We start from the raw sequence: 18,954 nt of genomic DNA, 5'->3' as shown, positions 1-18,954 counted from the left end.
ATGGACCCGGAGCTGATCGACGACTGCGTCCACTGCGGGTTCTGCCTGCCCACCTGCCCCACGTACGTGCTGTGGGGCGAGGAGATGGACTCGCCGCGCGGCCGCATCCACCTGATGAAGCAGCACGTCGAGGGCACCCCGGTGACGCCCGAGATGGCCGGGCACTTCGACGCCTGCCTGGGCTGCATGGCCTGCGTCACCGCCTGCCCGTCCGGGGTGCGCTACGACCGGCTGATCGAGCAGACACGGGCCGAGGTGGAGCGCGTCCACGAGCGGGAGCCGCGTGAGCGGGCGGTGCGCGGGCTGGTCTTCGCCCTGTTCCCCTATCCGCGCCGGCTGCGGCTGTCCAGGCCGCTGACGGGCCTGACGCGACGCCTGGCGCCGTTCCTGGAGCGGGCGCACCCGAGCCTCGGCGCGATGGCCGCGCTCGCGCAGGCCGCCACGCTCGCCGCCTACTTCGGCACGGGCGGCTCGCCCTCCCGTACGGCCGAGGTCATGCACATCCACGTCAACACCGTCACGCAGCGGCTCGACCGCATCGGCAAGCTCCTCGGCGAGGGCTGGTCCGATCCGGAGCGGGCCCTGGAGATCCAGCTCGCGCTGCGCCTGCACCGCCTCGGCCACACATCGGAGCGGTAGACTGTGGGCTTCGCCCCCATATGAGTGACCCGCGTCACTCCCTAGCGTGACGGCATGGCCACTTCCATCAAGAAGGTCGTCGGCGCCAGCCTGATCGGCACCACCATCGAGTGGTACGACTTCTTCCTGTACGGCTCGGCAGCCGCCCTCGTGTTCAACAAGCTGTTCTTCCCCGAGGCCGATCCGCTGACCGGCACCCTGCTCGCGTTCCTCACCTACGCCGTCGGGTTCGTCGCCCGCCCCCTCGGCGGCCTGGTCTTCGGTCACTTCGGCGACCGGGTCGGCCGCAAGACCCTCCTGGTGGTCAGCCTGCTCATGATGGGCGCCGCCACGTTCCTCATCGGCTGCCTGCCCACGTACGCGGGCGTCGGCTCCGCCGCGCCGTTGCTGCTCACGACGCTGCGGCTGGTGCAGGGCTTCGCGCTCGGCGGCGAGTGGGGCGGCGCGGTCCTGATCGTCTCCGAGCACGGCGACGCGGAGCGGCGCGGCTTCTGGGCCTCCTGGCCGCAGGCGGGCGCGCCCGGCGGCAACCTGCTGGCGACCGGCGTGCTGGCGATCCTGGCCGCCACGCAGTCGGACGAGGCGTTCCTGAGCTGGGGCTGGCGGGTGCCGTTCCTGCTGTCGGGCGTGCTGGTGCTGATCGGGCTGTGGATCCGGCTGTCGATCACGGAGTCGCCGGTCTTCCAGCAGGCCGAGCCGGAGCCGACCGCGCCGATCGTCGGCGTGCTGCGCCACCACTGGCGTGACGTGCTCATCGCCATCGGCGCGCGGCTGGCGGAGAACATCTCGTTCTATCTGATCACGGTCTTCGTCATCACGTACGCCAAGACCACCGGCATCACGAACTCGACCGTGCTGAACGCCGTGCTGATCGGCTCGGCCATCCACTTCGTCACGATCCCGATGTGGGGGGCGCTGTCGGACCGTCTCGGCCGCCGCCCGATCTACCTGGCCGGCGCGGCCGGGATCGGGGTGTGGATCTTCGCGTTCTTCCCGCTCGTGGACACGGGCAACTTCCTGGCGATCACGCTGGCCGTCACGGTCGGCCTGCTCTTCCACGGCATGATGTACGGCCCGCAGGCGGCCTTCTTCTCCGAGCTGTTCGGCACGCGGATGAGGTACACGGGCGTGTCGATCGGCGCGCAGCTCTCGGCGATCGTGGCCGGGGCGCTGGCCCCGCTCATCGCGGTGGCCCTGCTCAAGGACTTCGGCAGCAGCCTGCCGATCTCCGTCTACCTCGGCGCGGCGGCCGTCCTCACCCTCGTCGCCGTCTTCGCCGCCCGCGAGACCCAGGGCCGCGACCTGGCCGAGAAGGTGCGCGCGTGAGCACCGTGCCGGAGGCGCGTGTGAGCACCGTGCCGGAGGCGCGTGTGAGCACCGTGCCGGAGGCGCGTGTGAGCACCGTGCCGGAGGCGCGTGTGAGCTCTGCCCCGGCGTTCGTCTCCACGCGGGTCACGACGCCGCGGCTCACCCAGCACGTCGTCACCGTCGAGGGCCGGACCGGCGCGCCGGTGCTGTTCGTGCACGGCAACGTCTCCTCCTCGGCGTTCTGGCGCGCGAGCATGGCGGCGCTGCCGGACGGCCTGCGCCCGCTCGCGGTGGACCTGCGCGGCTTCGGCGGGACGGACCCGGAGCCGATCGACGCCACGCGGGGCCTGCGGGACTTCTCCGACGACCTCCTGGAGCTGGTGGACGCGCTGGAGCTACCCGCCGTCCACCTCGTCGGCTGGAGCCTCGGCGGCGGGATCGTGCTGCAGATGCTGCGCGACCGGCCCGCCGCCGTGAGGTCCGTCACGCTGGTCAACCCGATCTCGCCGTACGGGTTCGGCGGCACCGAGGGGCCGGACGGCCGGCTGACCCACCCCGACGGCGCCGGGTCGGGCGCGGGCGCGGTCAACCCGGAGTTCGTGGCCCGGCTGAAGGGCGGCGACCTGTCGGACGAGGACCCGGCCTCGCCCCGTTCGGTGTTCCGCGCCGCGTACGTGGCGAGCCCCGTGGAGGACGAGGACCGCTACGTCGCCGCCATGCTCACCACCCGCGTCGGCGACGACCACTACCCGGGCGACGCCGCCACTTCGCCCGCCTGGCCCGGCGTCGCGCCCGGCCTGCGCGGCGTGCTCAACGCGGCGGCGCCCACCCGCTTCCGCCTGGACGACCTGCACGAGATCACCCCCAAGCCGCCCGTCCTGTGGATCCGCGGAGCCGACGACGTGATCGTCTCCGACACATCCCTGTTCGACCTGGCCCACCTGGGCGCCATCGGCGTGGTGCCCGGTTCTCCCGGCACCCCCGCGCAGCCCATGATCGCCCAGACCCGGGCCGTGCTCGGCCGCTACGGCCCGTACCGCGAGGCGGTGCTGGACAAGTGCGGGCACAGCCCGCACCTGGAACGCCCCGACGACTTCCGGCGCCTGCTGGCCCGGCACCTTCTGGAGGCCTGATGCTCGTCGCCCTCACCCTCGTCGCGAGCCTGCTCACGCCCTTACCCGCCCCCGCCCAGGCCCGGCCGTCGACCGTGCCGGGCGCCGAGCACGCCGTCACGGCCGAGCTGGACGACCTCACCACCGCCGGCACCGCCCGGACCGGGCACACCGATCCCGCCGACTGGGCCGGCCTGCACTCGGCCGCCACGGTGAATCCCACCGGCGTCCCCGGCGTCCAGATCGACGGCTACTTCCCCGACACCTCGACCACCAACCCCACCCACGGCTGGAACCACGATGCCCAGTTCGTCATCAGGCTCCCCGAGCGCTGGAACGGCGGCCTCGTCGTCACCGGCACGCCCGGCAACCGGGAGCAGTACGCCAACGACTTCACGATCTCGGACTGGGTGCTGGCCAAGGGCTACGCCTTCGCCGCCACCGACAAGGGCAACACCGGCCTGAACTTCCACACCGACGGCCGGCGCCCCGGCGACGCCATCGCCGAGTGGAACGAGCGGGTCACCCAGCTCACGGTCGCCGCCAAGGCCGTCGCCGCCCAGAGGTACGGCAGGGCCCCCAGGCGCACGTACATGGCCGGCATCTCCAACGGCGGCTACCTGGTCAGGTGGCAGCTGGAGAACCGCGGGTGGCTCTACGACGGCGGCGTCGACTGGGAGGGCACGCTCTGGCGGGTCAAGGGCGACAACCTGCTGAACTACCTGCCGGAGGCGCTCAGGGCGTACCCGGACGAGACCGGGGTGCGGGAGGCGGGCTTCGCGGCCGGCTCGGAGTTCCTGTGGCCGTTCCACCGGCAGTACTACTGGGAGCTCACCCAGCAGCTCTACCAGAAGGAGCTGGACCCGTCCTACGACGGCGCCGCGGCCGACTACGACTACGACGCGCGCCGCCCCTATGCGGCGGTCGCGAGGATCGCGCTGACCGGGCGGATCACGAAGCCGCTCATCACGCTGCACGGCACGCTCGACTCGCTGCTGCCCATCGAGCGCGACTCCGACGTGTACGCGCGGATGGTCGGCCCGCACCGGCCCTTCCGCTACCACCGGGTGGAGGGCGGCAACCACCTCGACAGCCTGGTGGACGTCTACCCGGACCGGCTCAGGCCGATGCTGCCGGCCTTCCGCGACGCCTTCGCCGAGCTGGAGGAGTGGACCGGCCGGTAGGCGTCAGTCCTTGAGGTAGCGGTGCCTGCCCGCGCGTGCCAGCCGTACGAGGTGGCGGGCGCCGGGCAGGCGCCGGCCGATGCGGTGCAGGGCCGTGTCGCGGCCGAGCGGCGAGCGGCGCGCGGGGTCCACGGCGGCGGTCGGGCGCACCATGACGGCGCCCCTGCGGATCTCCAGCCCGAACCGCAGCCCGACCTCCTCCTCGGCGGTGCGCAGCGACGGCAGCCACCGGCCCGGGCCGAGCACGTCCGGCGGCGCGAACATCCGCCGGATCGGCAGCTTGGCCACGAGCTGGCCGGCGATGCGGCCCGCCAGTCCCGGCTCGACGAGGGCCGGAGCGCTCACCTCGCGCGCCCTGCGGCCCGTGCCGTGCAGCACCAGCTCCAGCGGCGGTCCTCCGCTCGGCGGCACGTACGGCACCGGCAGCACCACGTACAGGTGCCCCTCCTGCCTCCTGACGGTGACACCCGGCGAGACCAGGGCGATGGACTCGGCGAACGAGCGCGGCTCGACGGCCAGGCCCAGCTCGCCCTCGTCGGTCCAGCAGGGCACCACCAGGCGGGTCTTCGGCCGTTCGGCCAGCACACCGAGGCAGTTGAGCGGGCCCTCGGGGCGGCGCACGCGGCTGCGGGCCTGGTGCGCGCCGCCGTACATGCGGACGTGGACCTCCCACTGGCCGGAGCGCAGCGGCCGGCCCATGGCGGCCTCGGTGGCGTCCACGCGGGCCTCGCCGACGATGCGCACCCGGGTGTGGCGGCGCCCGTCAGGGACGCGCTCCACCCGGTACGCCACGGGCAGGAAGTGGATGACGCCCGTCCCGGAGTGCCGGACGTAGACCTCGATGCGGGCCCGCTCGACCGCCGGGGTGACGTCGGTGACAGTGTCCGGCAGCAGAGCGGTGTCGAGCGAGCGGGGCGGGATCCAGTGCAGCCGGTCACCGTCGGCGCGGAAGACGGTCGGCCGGCCGTCGCCGCCCAGCACCTCGACGGTGAGCCCGAGCACGAGCACCTGCCCGTCCCAGCGGACCTCGGTCAGGTCGGCGCCCAGGCCCGCGCGGCGGGTGGAGTTGGCCAGGACGACGAGCTGGTCGAGCCGGCCCGCCCGCAGGAGCGCCGCCACGGCCCGCAGGTGGACCGGCAGGTAGCGGTCGAGCCGCTCCGGGAAGCGCTCCAGGACCAGCTCCCTGAGCAGCGTGAAGTGCATGCCCCGGTCGATGGAGGAGCCGGCGAACCTGCTGGTGAGGAAGGGGCGCAGCGCGGTGGAGCGGAACCAGTAGGCGTACATGCGGTCGCGGTGGCGGCCCTCGCCGATGCAGGCGTCGATGCCGTCGAGCAGCTCGCGCAGCTCGGCCACGACCGTGCCGGGGTCCTCGTCGGGCTCGGGCCGCTCCCCCAGGTGGCAGCAGACCTGCTCGGCGAGGATGGCGACCACCTTGGCGTCGAGGTAGGCGCGCACGGAGAACGCCTGCTCGGCGAGGTGGCCGCCGGGCACGGCGAAGGCGAGGGCGTGCTGCTCCAGGAACGCCCGCCGGTAGAGCTTGTGCGGGGTGAGGAGCGAGAAGAGTCGGTCGCGCAGGATGTCGGCGCGGGCCCGGCTCTGCTGGAAGGCGCCCATGGGCGGCCCCGAGTCGCGTGCGAGCCGCCCGACCAGCACGTCGGCGTCCGTCTCCACCGCCCGCTCGTACATGCGCTCCAACGCCTCGCGGGCCAGCCGGTCGCCCTGGGACATCAGGTAGACGTACTCGCCCTTGGCCGCGGCGATGCCGACGTTGCGTCCGCGCATGGGCGAGCCGCTGTGCGGCAGGTGCAGGACGCGGACGTTGCGGCGCACGGCGGCGACGGTGTCGAGCCGTTCGGCGATCCCGTCGGTGGACCCGTCGTCCACGAAGATCACTTCGTAGTCGTCGGCGGGCAGCGTCTGGTCCAGGACGGACCGCAGGCACGCGTCGGCCGAATCACCCGGGTTGTGGACATCGACGATCACACTGACCTTCACAGCCATGGGGCCAGCGTGCGCCCGCCCGCGTGGACGGACGCGGCGGCTTGCCGATTGCTGAGGGAAAGATGACCTGTCAGTACCAACCCGTGGACTGCGAGTGTCCCCAGGCTCCGCACGGCGTGCCGTAGCGGCCCTTGATGTAGCCGAGGCCCCACTTGATCTGGGTGGCGGCGTTGGTCTGCCAGTCGGCGCCGGCCGAGGCCATCTTGCTGCCGGGCAGGGACTGGGGGATGCCGTACGCGCCGGAGTAGCGGTTCATGGCCCGCTCGTTCCAGCCGCTCTCCTTCGTCCAGAGCCGTTCGAGGCAGCCCCACTGGTCGGCCCCGAAGCCGAAGGAGGCCAGCATGCCCCGGGCGACGGCCTTGTTGGTGCCCGGTGACGGGGTGCTGCCGGGCGGGAAGTTGGCCGGCGGGAAGCCGTTGCCGCCCGGGGCCTTCTTCTTGACCTCGACCCAGTCGAACCCGCTCTTCGCGCCGGCGCGGGCGTCCTTGAGCTTGTCGGCCTTGTACGCCTGGACCGCGGCCTCCTTGAGCGCGTCGGTCTTGGGGTCGGACCCGCCGAAGTCGCCGCTGGCGATGGCGCCCATGTCGGTGATCGACATGGGGTCGGCGTCGCGGGGGGCGTTGGCGTTCTGGACGGCGCGGAAGGCGGTGTAGCCGCCTCCGCCGAGCACGATGACCGCGGCCAGGCCGACACCGAGCACCTTCTTCGGGCTCAGGCGCGAGGAACGGGCCGGTCGGCGTGCCGAGCGGGGGGTTTCGGGGGCGCGGCGCTCACTCAACTGCGGACCTGGGCTCACGAGCAATGAGCTTGCCCTGTCCTGGGGGGTGGTCCGCAACCGAAACGGGACATTCGGCAGGACAACAGTGGCCCCACCAGCCACCTGGCGTGCCATTTCCCGCAGCATGTGATTTTGGTCACACCTGACGGAGGCTTTACCGGCCCTGACGCGACCCTTAGGTTTTTTGTGGTCATGTGAGTGAGATGTCACAGTTCTATGACGCACGTCTGATGCATCCCTCACCTGGACGAATAATGTGCAGGTGGCCGGCATCCTCCTCATCGAAGACGACGCCTCCGTGCGCACAGCCCTGGAGCTGGCGCTGACACGGCAGGGGCACTCCGTCACCTCCTACGCCACGGGCGAGGAGGGCCTGGACCACATCCGGTCGCGCCGGCCCGAGATCGCCATCCTCGACGTCATGCTCCCGGGCATCGACGGGGTCGAGGTGTGCCGCCGCATCCGCCGGCTCGACCAGCTCCCCGTCATCCTGCTCACCGCCCGCGGCGACGACCTCGACATCGTGGTGGGCCTGGAGGCCGGGGCCGACGACTACGTGGTCAAGCCCGTCGAGCCGCGCGTGCTCGACGCCCGCATCCGCGCCATCCTGCGCCGCGCCGAGTCGGCGGCGTCCGACCGCATCACCTTCGGCGACCTCGTGATCGACCGGGGCGCGCTGAAGGTCACGCTGGCCGGCAAGGAGATCCACCTGACGCCGACCGAGCTGCGGCTGCTGCTGGAGCTGGTCCGTCACCCCGGCCAGGTGCTCAACCGGCGCTACCTGCTGCGGGAGGTGTGGGACCACACGCACGTCGCCGACTCCCGCCTGGTGGACGCCTGCGTCCAGCGCGTGCGCGCGAAGATCGAGCCGAAGCCCGCCGAACCGGTGTTCATCCACACCGTGCGCGGGTTCGGCTACCGGTTCAGCCCCCCATGATCAAGAAGCTTCTCGGGCGCGTGGTCAGGCTGCCCACCGGACTGCGCGCGCGGCTCGTCATCACGTTCACGCTGGTCGCCGTCACCGCCTCGGTCCTCGTCGCCACCATCGGTTTCGAGCTGGCCAAGACCGCGCTGGTCGAGCGGGCCGAGGACACCGCCGTGGACGTGGTCGAGCGCGAGCTCGACCGCATCGCGTTCCCGATCGGCCGGCTGCGCCCGGGCGAGGCGCCGCCCACCGAGAAGAACCTGGAGCAGCTCGGCCAGTCGCTCGACGGCCCCGGCCGCAGCGTCGTCGTCGAGTACCGCGGCCTGCTCTACGCCGACGGCCCCATGACCATGGACGACGTGCCCAACGAGCTGTACGGCCGGGCCAAGCAGAACATCGTCACCCAGCGCAGGGTCATCCACAACGAGCTGTGGCTCATCGTCGGCGCCGAGGTCTACCGGCGCACCGACACCGTCGCCGAACCCACCGCGCTGCGCACGTTCGTCTTCTTCCCGCTGCGCGACGAGCAGAGCCAGCTCGCCACGCTGCGCAGCAAGCTCACCCAGGGCGGCGCCAGCATCGTGGCCATCGCCCTGGTCGTGGCGCTGCTGTCGGCCCGGCAGGTGCTGCTGCCGGTCCGCCGGCTCAGCGCGGCGGCCCAGGCGCTCGGCCAGGGCCGGCTCGACACCCGCCTGCCGGTCCACGGGCAGGACGAGCTGGCCGAGCTGACCGCCCGGTTCAACGACGCGGCGGCGGCGCTGGAGCTGAGCGTGTCCGAGCTGCGGGCGCTGGAGGCCATGTCGCGCCGGTTCGTCGCCGACGTCTCCCACGAGCTGCGCACCCCGCTGACCGCCATGACCGCCGTGGCCGACGTGCTCAACGACGAGGTGGAACGGCTGCCGGACGACACGGCGCAGGCCGTCCGGCTCGTGCTCAAGGAGATCGAGCGGCTGCGCGAGCTGATCGAGCACCTCATCGAGATCAGCCGGTTCGACGCGGGCACGGCCACGCTCAACCTGGAGCCGGTCAACGTCGCCGAGGCCATCCACGGCTGTCTGGACGTGCGCGGCTGGGGCGAGGAGGTGGGGGTGACCGCCTCACCGGCCCTGACCGCGAGCCTGGACCCGCGCAGGTTCGACGTCATCGTGGCCAACCTCGTCGGCAACGCGCTCAAGCACGGCCGGCCGCCGGTCACCGTGAGCGCCAGGGGCACCGAGAACGGCCTGGAGGTGAAGGTGCGCGACCACGGCAAGGGCATACCGCCCGAGGCCCTGCCTCACGTCTTCGACCGCTTCTTCAAGGCGGGGGCCGGGCGGACCCGCAGCCAGGGCAGCGGCCTCGGCCTGGCCATCGCCAGGGCCAACGCCCAGCTCCACGGCGGCACGATCTCGGTGCGCCCGCAGACGCCGGGCACGCTCTTCACGGTCTGGCTGCCGCGCGCATGAGGGGCCGCACGAGGCGGGGGTGCCGCGGCCGGCGCGCGAGAGCCATGGCCCTGCTGACGGGTGTCGTGCCGGTGGTGGTGGCGGGCTGCGGCATCGCGCCGACCGATGTGCGGGAGGTGGCCAGGCCGCCGACCGTCCAGGTGCCGCCGCCGTCCAAGACCATCTACCTGCTCAAGGACGGCAGGCTGACGAAGGAGCCGGCCGACGTCGAGTCCGACACCGTGGAGAGCCTGCTGACAGCCCTGTTCGCGGCCTCCACGCAGCCGCTCGAAGGCCGTGACACCGCGCTGCGCGGTTTCACGCTGGAGGGCATCAAGGACTCGCTCAACCCGGTCCGGCGCGACGAGGTGCAGCTCCCCCGCACCTCGACGCTCACGGTCATCGTCAAGGGCGAGGGCACGCTGTCACGGCCGGCCAAGGCCCAGATCGTGTGCACCGCCCAGCAGGACGCCGCGTTCGAGCAGGTCAAGATCATTCACAGGTACGAGAACCGTCCCTCCATCGTGGAGGGACGGTTCATCTGCGGCGACCTGAAGTGAGCGCGGCGGCTAGAGGTTGATGTCCTCCAGCATCTCGGTCACCAGGGCGGCGATCGGCGAGCGCTCGGAGCGCGTCAGCGTGACGTGCGCGAACAGCGGATGGCCCTTGAGCTTCTCCACCACGGCCACGACGCCGTCGTGCCGGCCGACGCGCAGGTTGTCGCGCTGGGCGATGTCGTGGGTGAGCACCACCCGGGAGTTGGCGCCGATGCGGCTGAGCACGGTCAGCAGCACCCCGCGTTCCAGCGACTGCGCCTCGTCCACGATCACGAACGCGTCGTGCAGCGACCGGCCGCGGATGTGGGTGAGCGGCAGCACCTCCAGCATCCCGCGGTCGTGCACCTCCTCGATCACCTCGGGGGTGGTGATCGCGCCCAGGGTGTCGTAGACCGCCTGGCCCCACGGGCCCATCTTCTCGCCCTCGGTGCCGGGCAGGTAGCCGAGCTCCTGGCCGCCGACCGCGTAGATCGGCCGGAAGACGATCACCTTGCGGTGCTGGCGGCGCTCCAGCACCGCCTCCAGGCCCGCGCACAGCGCCAGCGCGGACTTGCCGGTGCCGGCCCGGCCGCCGAGCGACACGATGCCGATGTCCGGGTCCATCAGCAGGTCCAGCGCGATCCGCTGCTCCGCCGACCGGCCGTGCAGGCCGAACACCTCGCGGTCACCGCGCACCAGGCGCACCGACTTGTCGGGGAGCACGCGGCCGAGCGCCGAGCCCTTGTTCGACAGCAGCCGCAAACCCGTGTGGGCGGGCAGGTCCCTGGCCTCGTCGAGGTCGGCCGAGCCCTGGTCGAACAGCGTCTGGACGTCGTCGTCCGTCACCTGGACCTCGGCCATGCCGGTCCAGCCCGACTCGACGACCAGCTCCGCGCGGTACTCCTCGGCGGCCAGCCCGATCGAGGCCGCCTTGACCCGCATGGGCAGGTCCTTGGACACCAGCACGACGTCGCAGCCCTCGGCGGCCAGGGCACGGGCCACCGTGAGGATGCGGGTGTCGTTGTCTCCCAGGCGGAAGCCCACGGGCAGGATGGACGGGTCACTGTGGTTGAGCTCCACCCTGAGGGTGCCGTCCCCGGCCGGCATGGGCTCGTCCAGCCGGCCGTGCCTGACGCGCAGGTCGTCGAGGTAACGCAGAGCCTTGCGCGCGAAGTAGCCCAGTTCGGGGTGGTGCCGCTTCGCCTCCAGCTCGGTGATGACGACGATCGGGAGGACGACCTCGTGCTCGGCGAAGCGGGTCATCGCCGCCGGGTCGGCGAGGAGGACCGAGGTGTCGAGCACGTACGTGCGCTTACCGGGCTGAGTGGACGGGTTGCTCGAGGACACTGCCACACGTTCTCCCCCGGGCGCCCCTGGCGGGGGGCACCCTGCAGACGAGGTGGGAATCGGACCGGACCCGTGTCCCCGGCCGCGACGTGCCGGCGACGCCGGATTCCGGCCCCCTCGGCAGGTGTTGGCGCAAGGATGGGGCCCTCTCCGGAGTGTCCGGCCTGTGGCCGGACACTTCCAACGTTACGTCTTGGATACCCAGATGTCGGGTCAGGAACCGTAACGCCGGTGCCTCGCGGCGTAGTCGCGCAGCGCCCGCAGGAAGTCGACCCTGCGGAAGTCAGGCCAGTAAGCCTCGTGGAAGTAGAACTCGGAGTGAGCACTCTGCCAGAGCATGAAGCCGGACAGCCGCTGCTCGCCCGAGGTCCGGATGAGAAGGTCCGGGTCGGGCTGGCCGCGAGTGTAGAGATGCTCCGCGATGTGCTCCACATCGAGTACCTCGACGAGGTCCTCGATGCTGGCCCCCTTGCTGGCTTGCTCCTGGAGGAGTGAGCGCACCGCATCGGCAATCTCACGTCTTCCTCCATACCCAACTGCAACGTTCACAATCAGGCCAGGACGGTGCGATGTCGCTTCTTTCGCATTTTTCAGGACATTAGCCGTCCGGTCGGGGAGCAGATCGAGCGCTCCCACCGGACTGATGCGCCAGCCCTGGTCCACGAGCTCCTGCGTGACGTCCTCGATGATCCGCAGGAGCGGCTCCAGCTCCTCGCTGGGCCGGTTGAGGTTGTCGTTGGACAGCATCCACACCGTGACCACCTCGACGCCGCTCTCGCGGCACCAGGTGAGCAGCTCGGAGATCTTGTCCGCGCCCTTGCGGTGCCCGCGGGACACGTCGCGCATGCCCATGGCGCGTGCCCAGCGGCGGTTGCCGTCGATGATGACCCCGACATGCCGGGGGACGCTGTCTTCCTTCGACAGCTTGGCCTCCAACCGGCGCTCGTACAGCCGGTAGACCAGGTCGCGCAGGCCCACGGAGTCCCTCCCCAGCGGTGCTGTGCCTTCGGTCGAGTGACCTAACAGGCAATTATCACCGCGTTTCGCTGTGTCCGCGCCTCACGGGCTGAGATCCTCCCCGGAACGTCACCGTTTCACAGGGCCACCGAGACAGCCGTCCGCCTCGTCGACGAGCGCGTGCACGAAGCCCGCGAGCTCGGCCGAGGTGAGCACCGCCCGCATGCCGACGCCTTCCGCGCCCCACGCCTCGACGATCGCGCGGCGCGTCAGCCGCCACTGCCCGGGCCGGTCACGCCCGGGGACCCAGAGCGGGATCGTGCGCAGCCAGCAGCGCAGCTCGCCGCCTCCCACCAGGGCCGACCTCGTACGATACCGGAACGCGAACAGCTCGCTGTCCGGCTCCTCCTCCGGGAACCTGTCGTCGGGATCGGGCCAGCGCCCGGCCTCCCCGTGCCCGGCACGGGCCTCGTCCACGCCGCGCGCCAGACGCCGCAGCAGCCAGCCGCACCGCTCGCCCACAGTGCCGTACGGGGTGCCGTCGCGGGAGAGCTCCAGGGTGATCTCGTACGGCATGCCGACGCTGTCCGTGCACGCGACGGGCGTGACGGTCAGGAAAGATCCATCGACGCAGCGTAGTCCCCCCACATCGGCAGCTTATCCATCCCAAACTTCCCTAAACCCAGGAAAATGCCCAGCCATAATCCCTTCGACACGATCACCCGAAACCGTAAAAACGCCGCGCGGTTTCGCCCAGGACCAGGTCCCGGTCCGTGCCCCCCAGCAGGGACGACGTCACCTGCCAGACCGTCCCGTAGTCGGAGGCGAGCAGCGCCACCGGCCAGTCGCTGCCGGCCATCAGCCGCTCCGGGCCGAACGCCCCCACCGCGTGGTCCACGTACGGCCGCAGGTCCTCCACGGTCCAGTCCGCGTGGTCGGCCTCCGTGACCAGACCCGACACCTTGGCGTACACGTTGGGCAGGGCGGCCGCCCGCGTGATCTGGGAGGCCCACGGCTCCCAGAGGTGCTCCCTGATGCGCGGCTTGGACAGGTGGTCGACGACGACGCGCAGCGTGGGGTGGCGCTCGGCCAGCGTGACCACGTGGTCGAGGTGCCGGGGCAGCAGCGAGACGACGTCGAAGGTCAGCCCGGCCTCCGCCAGCAGGCCCAGCGACTCCAGCACGGTGTCCTGGACCACCCAGTCGGGGTCCGGCTCGTCGTGGATCAGGTGCCGCACCCCGCGAAACTTCGGATGTCTGGCGTACCGCTCGATGGCGCGGCCCGCCTCCTCCGGCCGGGCCAGCGGCACCCAGCCGACCACCGCCGCCACGAAGTCGTGGGCGTCGGCCAGGGCCAGCAGGGCGTCGGTCTCCTCGTACGAGTCGGCCGCCTGCACCAGCACCGTGGCGTCCACTCCGGCGGCGGCCAGCTCGGGCGCCAGGTCGGCCGGCCGGTAGCTGCGGTAGAGCACGCCCTGATCCGGGGTCAGCCACGGGTAGGAGCCGGTCTCGAGGTCCCAGAAGTGCTGGTGCGCGTCCACGATCACGCCCCAAAACCTAGGATGTCTGGCCCGGCCGGGCAAGGGGCTGAGATGCCACGCGGCCGGCCCGGCGCCGTTGACGGGCCGGCCGCGAGAGGCCGGGGAGTGGTTCAGGGGCGCGCTCTAGCGGCGGAGCCCGCGGCCCCGCCGCCAGGAAAGGCGGTCAGGACAGGCGGTCGAGCAGCGCGTTGTACTCGTCCCACAGCTCCTTGGGCAGGTGGTCGCCGAAGGTGTCGAAATGGGCGCGGATCTGGGCGGCCTCGTCCCGCCAGACCTCGGGCTCGACCGACAGCAGCGTGCGCAGGTCCTCCTCGGGCAGGTCCAGGCCCTCGGTGTCGAGCGTCTCGGGCACCTGGCCGATCGGCGTCGGCACGGCGTTCGCCTCTCCGTTGAGGCGCTCCACGATCCACTTGAGGACGCGGCTGTTCTCGCCGAAGCCCGGCCAGATGAAGCGGCCGTCGGCGTCCTTGCGGAACCAGTTGACGTAGTAGATGCGCGGCAGCTTCGCGCCCTCGCGCCGGCCGATCTCCAGCCAGTGGCCGAAGTAGTCGCCCATGTTGTAGCCGCAGAACGGCAGCATCGCGAACGGGTCGTAGCGCAGCTCGCCGACCTTGCCCTCGGCCGCGGCGGTCTTCTCGGAGGCGACGTTGGCTCCGAGGAAGACGCCGTGCTCCCAGCTCAGCGACTCGGTCACGAGCGGCACCGCGGTGGCGCGGCGCCCGCCGAACAGGATCGCCGAGATGGGCACGCCCTCCGGGTCCTGCCACTCCGGTGCGATGGTCGGGCACTGGGAGGCGGGCGTGGTGAAGCGGGCGTTGGGGTGGGCGGCGGGCTCGGCGCTGTCAGGGGTCCAGGAACGGCCCTTCCAGTCGGTGAGGTGCGCCGGGGGCTCGTCGGTGAGCCCCTCCCACCACACGTCGCCGTCGTCGGTCAGGGCGACGTTGGTGAAGATGCTGTTGCCCCAGAGCGTCCTGACCGCGTTGGCGTTGGTGATCTCGCCGGTGCCGGGGGCCACGCCGAAGAACCCGGCCTCCGGGTTGATCGCGCGCAGCGTGCCGTCCTTGCCGAACCGCATCCAGGCGATGTCGTCGCCGACGGTCTCGACCTTCCAGCCCGGAATCGTCGGCTGGAGCATGGCGAGGTTGGTCTTGCCGCAGGCGCTCGGGAAGGCGGCGGCGATGTAGCGCACCTCGCCGGAGGGCGGCGTGAGCTTGAGGATGAGCATGTGCTCGGCCATCCAGCCCTCGTCGCGGGCCATGGTGCTGGCGATGCGCAGCGCGTAGCACTTCTTGCCGAGCAGCGCGTTGCCGCCGTAGCCGGAGCCGTACGACCAGATCTCGCGGGTCTCGGGGAAGTGGCTGATGTACTTGGTGGAGTTGCACGGCCAGGGCACGTCCTGCCGGCCGTGCTCCAGCGGCGCGCCGACGCTGTGGACGCAGCGCACGAACTCGCCGCGCTCCTCGATGAGCCTGAGAGCCCGCTCGCCCATCCGGGTCATGATCCGCATCGAGACGGCGACGTACGGCGAGTCGGTGATTTCCACGCCGAGCTGGGAGATCTCGCCGCCGAGCGGGCCCATGCAGAAGGGCACCACGTACATCGTCCGGCCGCGCATGCAGCCCTTGAACAGCTCGCCGAAGGTGGCGCGCATCTCCGCGGGCGCGATCCAGTTGTTGGTCGGCCCGGCGTCCTCCTCGCGCTCGGAACAGATGTACGTGCGGTCCTCGACCCGCGCGACGTCGCTCGGGTCGGACTTGGCGTAGAAGCTGTTCGGCCGCTTGGCCAGTCGGGTGAACGTGCCCTGCTCGACCAGCAGGTTGGTCAGGCGGGTCCACTCCGCCTCCGAGCCGTCGCACCACTCGATCCGGTCGGGCTGGGTCAGGGCGGCTATCTCGTTCACCCAGGCGACCAATTCGGCATTGCTCGTCGGGGCGGGTACTTCGACGGAAAGCGACACGGCTCCGGCTCCTCCACAGTGTTCAGGGCCCAGTCATCATTAACGACGAAGCCGTGTGAAAGCCAATTGGCATAGACCTCTTCACACCGGTGTCGCCGCAGGCAGGGGCCTTGACGATTGAGGGAGCCTACCCATCGGGAACGGTTTTAAAAGAAATTCATCCGGCACCTCGACGGGTCTCCCGAGCATGGTCTAAACCAATTCCCGGAGTGGTATAAACCATTTCCCGATTCGTTCTCGCTGCGTACTCTCAGTTCTGGACGTCCGGTCCGGAGGAGCGGACGCGGTCGACGTGGCTCAGAGCGTCCCTGAGATCGGCCAGCCACGTGTCGGTGTGTCGGCCGACCAGTCGCACGCACCATGCGAGCGCGTCGCTGCGGCTCCGGGCCACGCCGGCGGCCACGAGCGTGTCGAGGACCTGCCGCTCCGACTGCCGCAGGCGGGTCATCACCGGCACGGACAGAGTGGTGAACATCACAGTCTCGCCGCCGCAGGAGACGCCCCAGGACACCTTCTGCCGGAACCTGCGCTCGGCCTCCCGGGCGATCTCGATGCGGCGCTCCCGGGTCTCCTCCCTGAAGCGCAGGACGAGCCCCTCGACCAGGGCCGCCCGCTCCTCCTCCGCCGTCTCGCCGGACGGCTCGGGCAGCGTGCCGATCACCGCGATCTCCTCGCGGTCGCGGACGATCTCGGGGGCGCCGGCGAACCAGCCCTCGGGCAGGCGGCCGGTGAACCACGCGCGTACCTGTGCGGTGCTTTCTATGCTTTCCATGTAATCAGGATTACACCATTGCTAGGCGTACGCACGCACTGGAGGGTATGAAGCGGATTTCCGCGGGGTTATCTGACCCTGGCCGCGAGGGCAGGGCTCACCCGGACGACGCCGGCGAGATTGCGGGTGTGCACGGGGCTGAACTTCACCACGTCGCCCGTGCGCGGCGCCTGGATCATCTTGCCGTTGCCCCAGTAGATGGCCACGTGCGAGATGTAGCCGGGATTGGTCGGGTCGCTGCGCCAGAAGATGAGGTCGCCCGGCTGCGCCTGCGACAGCGGCACCTGGGGGCCCGCCACCCACTGCTGATGCGTCACGCGGGGCATCTTCACGCCCGCCTGCGCGTACGCCCACTGCACCAGGCCCGAGCAGTCGAACGTGTCGGGCCCCTCGGCGCCCCACACGTACGGCCGGCCGAGCTTCGAGGCCGCCGCCTTCAGCGCCACGGTGATCTGCTGGGCCGAGACGAGCGCACCGGCCGCCCACACGCGGGCCTGCTTCCTGGCCGGCGGCAGCACCGGGTTGACCATGGCCACCTGCGTGCCCTTGGGCAGCACCTTGAGCAGGGCGTCGCGCAGCTTGGTGGAGTCGGCCTTGGGGGCGCTGACGATCAGCGCGTTGTCGCGGGGCAGGCCGAGCCCCCGCCCGGTCCGCTTGGAGACGACGGCGTCCACCGCGCCGAAGCCCGTCGTGGCGTACGCGCCGATGCGCAGCGGGCCGGTCGGGCCGCTCACGCGGCTGTGCAGCGACAACCCGCCGTCGTTGCCGAGCACGAACGAGACCGCGACGTCGCCCGACGCCACGTTCTTCCACAACGCGTCGGAGGCCGCCGTCACCTTCGGCGTGTAGGCGCGGAACGTCGAGGGGTCGACCGCGAGGGTCTGCACCCGCTTGCCGTCGAGCGTGATGGAGGCCGCGTCGGCCAGCTCCAGCGCCCGCACGCCGCGTAAGCGCGCCACCTTCTCCAGCAGCTTGGTGGTGAACGGCTTGCGCGTGACGACGAACAGGTTGGGTTTGTGCAGCGTGCCCAGCGGCTTGACCTCGGGTGCCGGGCCGGACTCGGCGACCAGTGCCTGGCCCGGCGAGGACCTGGCCTGGGCGGGCGCCGTCGCCGCGGCCTGCCCCTGGCGCGGCGGCACTCTCGGGGTGCGGGGCTGCACCAGCAGGAGCACGTCGGCGGTCAGCACCGCGACCAGCGCCACCACGATGATGGGCACCAGCCGGGTGTGGTCACGCCGACGGCGCGGAGGCCCGCCGTACGGGCCGTACGGACCATGCGGGTGGCCGTGATGGGGCGGGGGCGTCTGTGAGCGGAGCAGGTAGGTCAGGTCCTGCTTGATGGCCGAGCCCCGGCGCGGCCCCAGGGCAGCAGAAGGCTCCGCCGGGCCGTCGTGGGCCCGGCGGTGCGTCTCTCCGGGAGTCAGTTGCCGATGTACGGCACGGCCTCGAGGATCTCGACCGTGTTCTGACGGCCGTTGGGCATGCTGTACGTGGCCTTCTCGCCGATCTTCTTGCCGTTGATCGCCGCCCCGAGCGGAGACTTGGGCGAGTACACGTCGATCGGCGCGCCGCTCTCCTCGCGGGAGGCGAGCAGGAAGGTCACCTCGTCGTCGTCGCCGACGAACCGGATCGTCACGGTCATGCCCGGACCCACGACGCCCTCGGTCTTGGGAGCCTCCCCGACCTTCGCGTTGTCGATGATCTGGCGGAGGTGGAAGATGCGGGCCTCCATCTTGCCCTGCTCGTCCTTGGCCGCGTGGTAGCCGCCGTTCTCCTTCAGATCACCCTCTTCGCGGGCGGCCTCGATCTTCTTGGCGATGTCGACGCGCCCTGGGCCCGAGAGATATTCGTACTCCGCCTTCAGGCGGTCGTACGCCTCCTGCGTCAGCCATGTGACGTTCTCATCGCGAGAGTCGGCCACGGGTTCTCCTTGCTTGCCTAGGGGCCCTGGAACACTGAGGACGCGCCTGCGCGGTCGAATTGCGAAAGGCTAACAAGCCGGCCGCGCCAACGCTTCCCCAAACGTCTTATTCTATGAGATGGCAGTACTGGATGTGGACTGAAGCGGCCTCGGCACTGGTGTCCAGCCGCTCCTTGAGCTGCTTACTACCCGCTCCCGGCCCGATTCTTACGTCCTTGGTGCCCACCTCGGCATGCCTGGAGTCCAGGGCTCTGAGCTGACAGACGGCCGCGCGGTCGTCCGGCTTGGCCACGGTGAAGACGATCTCGGCCTGACCGGGCTCCACGGTGAACGACACGACCTGCGCCACGGCGCCGGACGTGCTGCCGGTCATCGACCACATCACGTAGCCCCATCCGCCCGCGATGATGGCCACCAGCACGCCGATCACGACGTGCACGACGAGACGGCCGCCTCGCTTGGGACGGTCCGGGTAGTCGTCGGGTGTGCCGAGAACTGGCCCGTTCCCGACATCTCTGGTGGCCATGGCGGAATCTCCCTGCACTCCCTCAGC

18 protein-coding genes and 1 pseudogene are annotated in these 18,954 nt (G+C 71.1%); 8 read left to right on the top strand and 11 right to left on the bottom strand.

Going from position 1 to position 18,954, the window contains the following annotated elements; all coding sequences use genetic code 11:
• From AB0H81_RS16180 to AB0H81_RS16160, 5 genes and pseudogenes are all read left to right on the top strand, one after another.
• A pseudogene (locus tag AB0H81_RS16180) lies at window positions 1-432 on the top strand (4Fe-4S dicluster domain-containing protein); the annotation flags it as partial.
• On the top strand, window positions 418-639 hold the full coding sequence (locus tag AB0H81_RS16175; protein WP_358374905.1) for a helix-turn-helix domain-containing protein: 222 nt from the start codon (window positions 418-420) through the stop codon (window positions 637-639). The pseudogene AB0H81_RS16180 and the gene AB0H81_RS16175, both read left to right, overlap by 15 nt.
• 54 nt (window positions 640-693) lie before the next feature.
• The gene (locus AB0H81_RS16170) at window positions 694-1,965 is read left to right on the top strand and encodes an MFS transporter (RefSeq protein WP_358374858.1); all 1,272 of its coding nucleotides are present in this window, start codon (window positions 694-696) and stop codon (window positions 1,963-1,965) included.
• A complete protein-coding gene (locus tag AB0H81_RS16165; protein WP_358374856.1) occupies window positions 1,962-3,080 on the top strand; it encodes an alpha/beta hydrolase in 1,119 nt (372 codons plus the stop codon). Before AB0H81_RS16170 ends, AB0H81_RS16165 begins: the two co-directional genes overlap by 4 nt.
• Window positions 3,080-4,243, top strand: coding sequence for a tannase/feruloyl esterase family alpha/beta hydrolase (locus AB0H81_RS16160; RefSeq protein ID WP_358374854.1), 1,164 nt, complete (start codon window positions 3,080-3,082; stop codon window positions 4,241-4,243). The genes AB0H81_RS16165 and AB0H81_RS16160 overlap by 1 nt, the downstream gene beginning before the upstream one ends.
• 3 nt (window positions 4,244-4,246) lie before the next feature.
• Here AB0H81_RS16160 and AB0H81_RS16155 read toward each other — a convergent pair whose 3' ends face one another.
• Both AB0H81_RS16155 and AB0H81_RS16150 read right to left on the bottom strand, forming a co-directional pair.
• The gene (locus AB0H81_RS16155) at window positions 4,247-6,244 is read right to left on the bottom strand and encodes a glycosyltransferase (protein ID WP_358374851.1); all 1,998 of its coding nucleotides are present in this window, start codon (window positions 6,242-6,244) and stop codon (window positions 4,247-4,249) included.
• Window positions 6,245-6,314: 70 nt separating this feature from the next.
• A complete protein-coding gene (locus AB0H81_RS16150; RefSeq protein ID WP_358374848.1) occupies window positions 6,315-7,022 on the bottom strand; it encodes a lytic transglycosylase domain-containing protein in 708 nt (235 codons plus the stop codon).
• Window positions 7,023-7,284: 262 nt separating this feature from the next.
• On the opposite strand from AB0H81_RS16150, the gene AB0H81_RS16145 reads away from it, so the two are divergent.
• Genes AB0H81_RS16145 through AB0H81_RS16135 form a run of 3 tightly spaced genes read left to right on the top strand, consistent with a single transcriptional unit; the run spans window position 7,285 to window position 9,931 of the window.
• Window positions 7,285-7,959, top strand: a complete 675-nt coding sequence (locus AB0H81_RS16145; protein WP_175603042.1) for a response regulator transcription factor — start codon at window positions 7,285-7,287, stop codon at window positions 7,957-7,959.
• Window positions 7,956-9,392, top strand: a complete 1,437-nt coding sequence (locus AB0H81_RS16140; RefSeq protein ID WP_358374845.1) for a HAMP domain-containing sensor histidine kinase — start codon at window positions 7,956-7,958, stop codon at window positions 9,390-9,392. The genes AB0H81_RS16145 and AB0H81_RS16140 overlap by 4 nt, the downstream gene beginning before the upstream one ends.
• A gap of 44 nt (window positions 9,393-9,436) precedes the next feature.
• On the top strand, window positions 9,437-9,931 hold the full coding sequence (locus tag AB0H81_RS16135; RefSeq protein ID WP_358374842.1) for a hypothetical protein: 495 nt from the start codon (window positions 9,437-9,439) through the stop codon (window positions 9,929-9,931).
• A 9-nt stretch (window positions 9,932-9,940) separates the two neighbouring features.
• On the opposite strand, the gene AB0H81_RS16130 is transcribed toward AB0H81_RS16135, so the two are convergent.
• The 9 genes from AB0H81_RS16130 to AB0H81_RS16090 form a co-directional block, all read right to left on the bottom strand.
• The gene (locus AB0H81_RS16130) at window positions 9,941-11,260 is read right to left on the bottom strand and encodes a PhoH family protein (RefSeq protein ID WP_358374839.1); all 1,320 of its coding nucleotides are present in this window, start codon (window positions 11,258-11,260) and stop codon (window positions 9,941-9,943) included.
• A gap of 207 nt (window positions 11,261-11,467) precedes the next feature.
• On the bottom strand, window positions 11,468-12,232 hold the full coding sequence (locus tag AB0H81_RS16125; protein ID WP_358374837.1) for an isoprenyl transferase: 765 nt from the start codon (window positions 12,230-12,232) through the stop codon (window positions 11,468-11,470).
• Window positions 12,233-12,340: 108 nt separating this feature from the next.
• Window positions 12,341-12,859, bottom strand: a complete 519-nt coding sequence (locus AB0H81_RS16120; protein WP_358374834.1) for a hypothetical protein — start codon at window positions 12,857-12,859, stop codon at window positions 12,341-12,343.
• A gap of 70 nt (window positions 12,860-12,929) precedes the next feature.
• Window positions 12,930-13,757 carry an amidohydrolase family protein gene (locus AB0H81_RS16115; protein ID WP_358374831.1) on the bottom strand — a complete coding sequence of 276 codons (828 nt, stop codon included), beginning with the start codon at window positions 13,755-13,757 and terminating at the stop codon, window positions 12,930-12,932.
• A 157-nt stretch (window positions 13,758-13,914) separates the two neighbouring features.
• Window positions 13,915-15,708 (bottom strand): phosphoenolpyruvate carboxykinase (GTP), encoded by a 1,794-nt coding sequence (locus tag AB0H81_RS16110; protein WP_358374829.1) that lies wholly within the window; start codon window positions 15,706-15,708, stop codon window positions 13,915-13,917.
• Window positions 15,709-15,958: 250 nt separating this feature from the next.
• Window positions 15,959-16,480: a hypothetical protein gene (locus tag AB0H81_RS16105; protein WP_358374826.1), complete on the bottom strand. Its 522-nt coding sequence runs from the start codon at window positions 16,478-16,480 to the stop codon at window positions 15,959-15,961.
• Between the two features lie 68 nt (window positions 16,481-16,548).
• Window positions 16,549-17,697, bottom strand: coding sequence for a C40 family peptidase (locus AB0H81_RS16100; protein ID WP_358374823.1), 1,149 nt, complete (start codon window positions 17,695-17,697; stop codon window positions 16,549-16,551).
• Window positions 17,698-17,900: 203 nt separating this feature from the next.
• Window positions 17,901-18,401 carry a transcription elongation factor GreA gene (greA, locus tag AB0H81_RS16095; RefSeq protein ID WP_175592775.1) on the bottom strand — a complete coding sequence of 167 codons (501 nt, stop codon included), beginning with the start codon at window positions 18,399-18,401 and terminating at the stop codon, window positions 17,901-17,903.
• 106 nt (window positions 18,402-18,507) lie between these two features.
• Window positions 18,508-18,927 (bottom strand): DUF4307 domain-containing protein, encoded by a 420-nt coding sequence (locus AB0H81_RS16090; protein WP_358374820.1) that lies wholly within the window; start codon window positions 18,925-18,927, stop codon window positions 18,508-18,510.
• Window positions 18,928-18,954: the final 27 nt, after the last annotated feature.

The sequence above is a fragment of the Nonomuraea sp. NPDC050691 genome (genome assembly GCF_040654455.1).
In the GTDB taxonomy this organism is placed as follows: domain Bacteria; phylum Actinomycetota; class Actinomycetes; order Streptosporangiales; family Streptosporangiaceae; genus Nonomuraea.
This window is presented reverse-complemented; position numbering and strand designations above follow the sequence as displayed.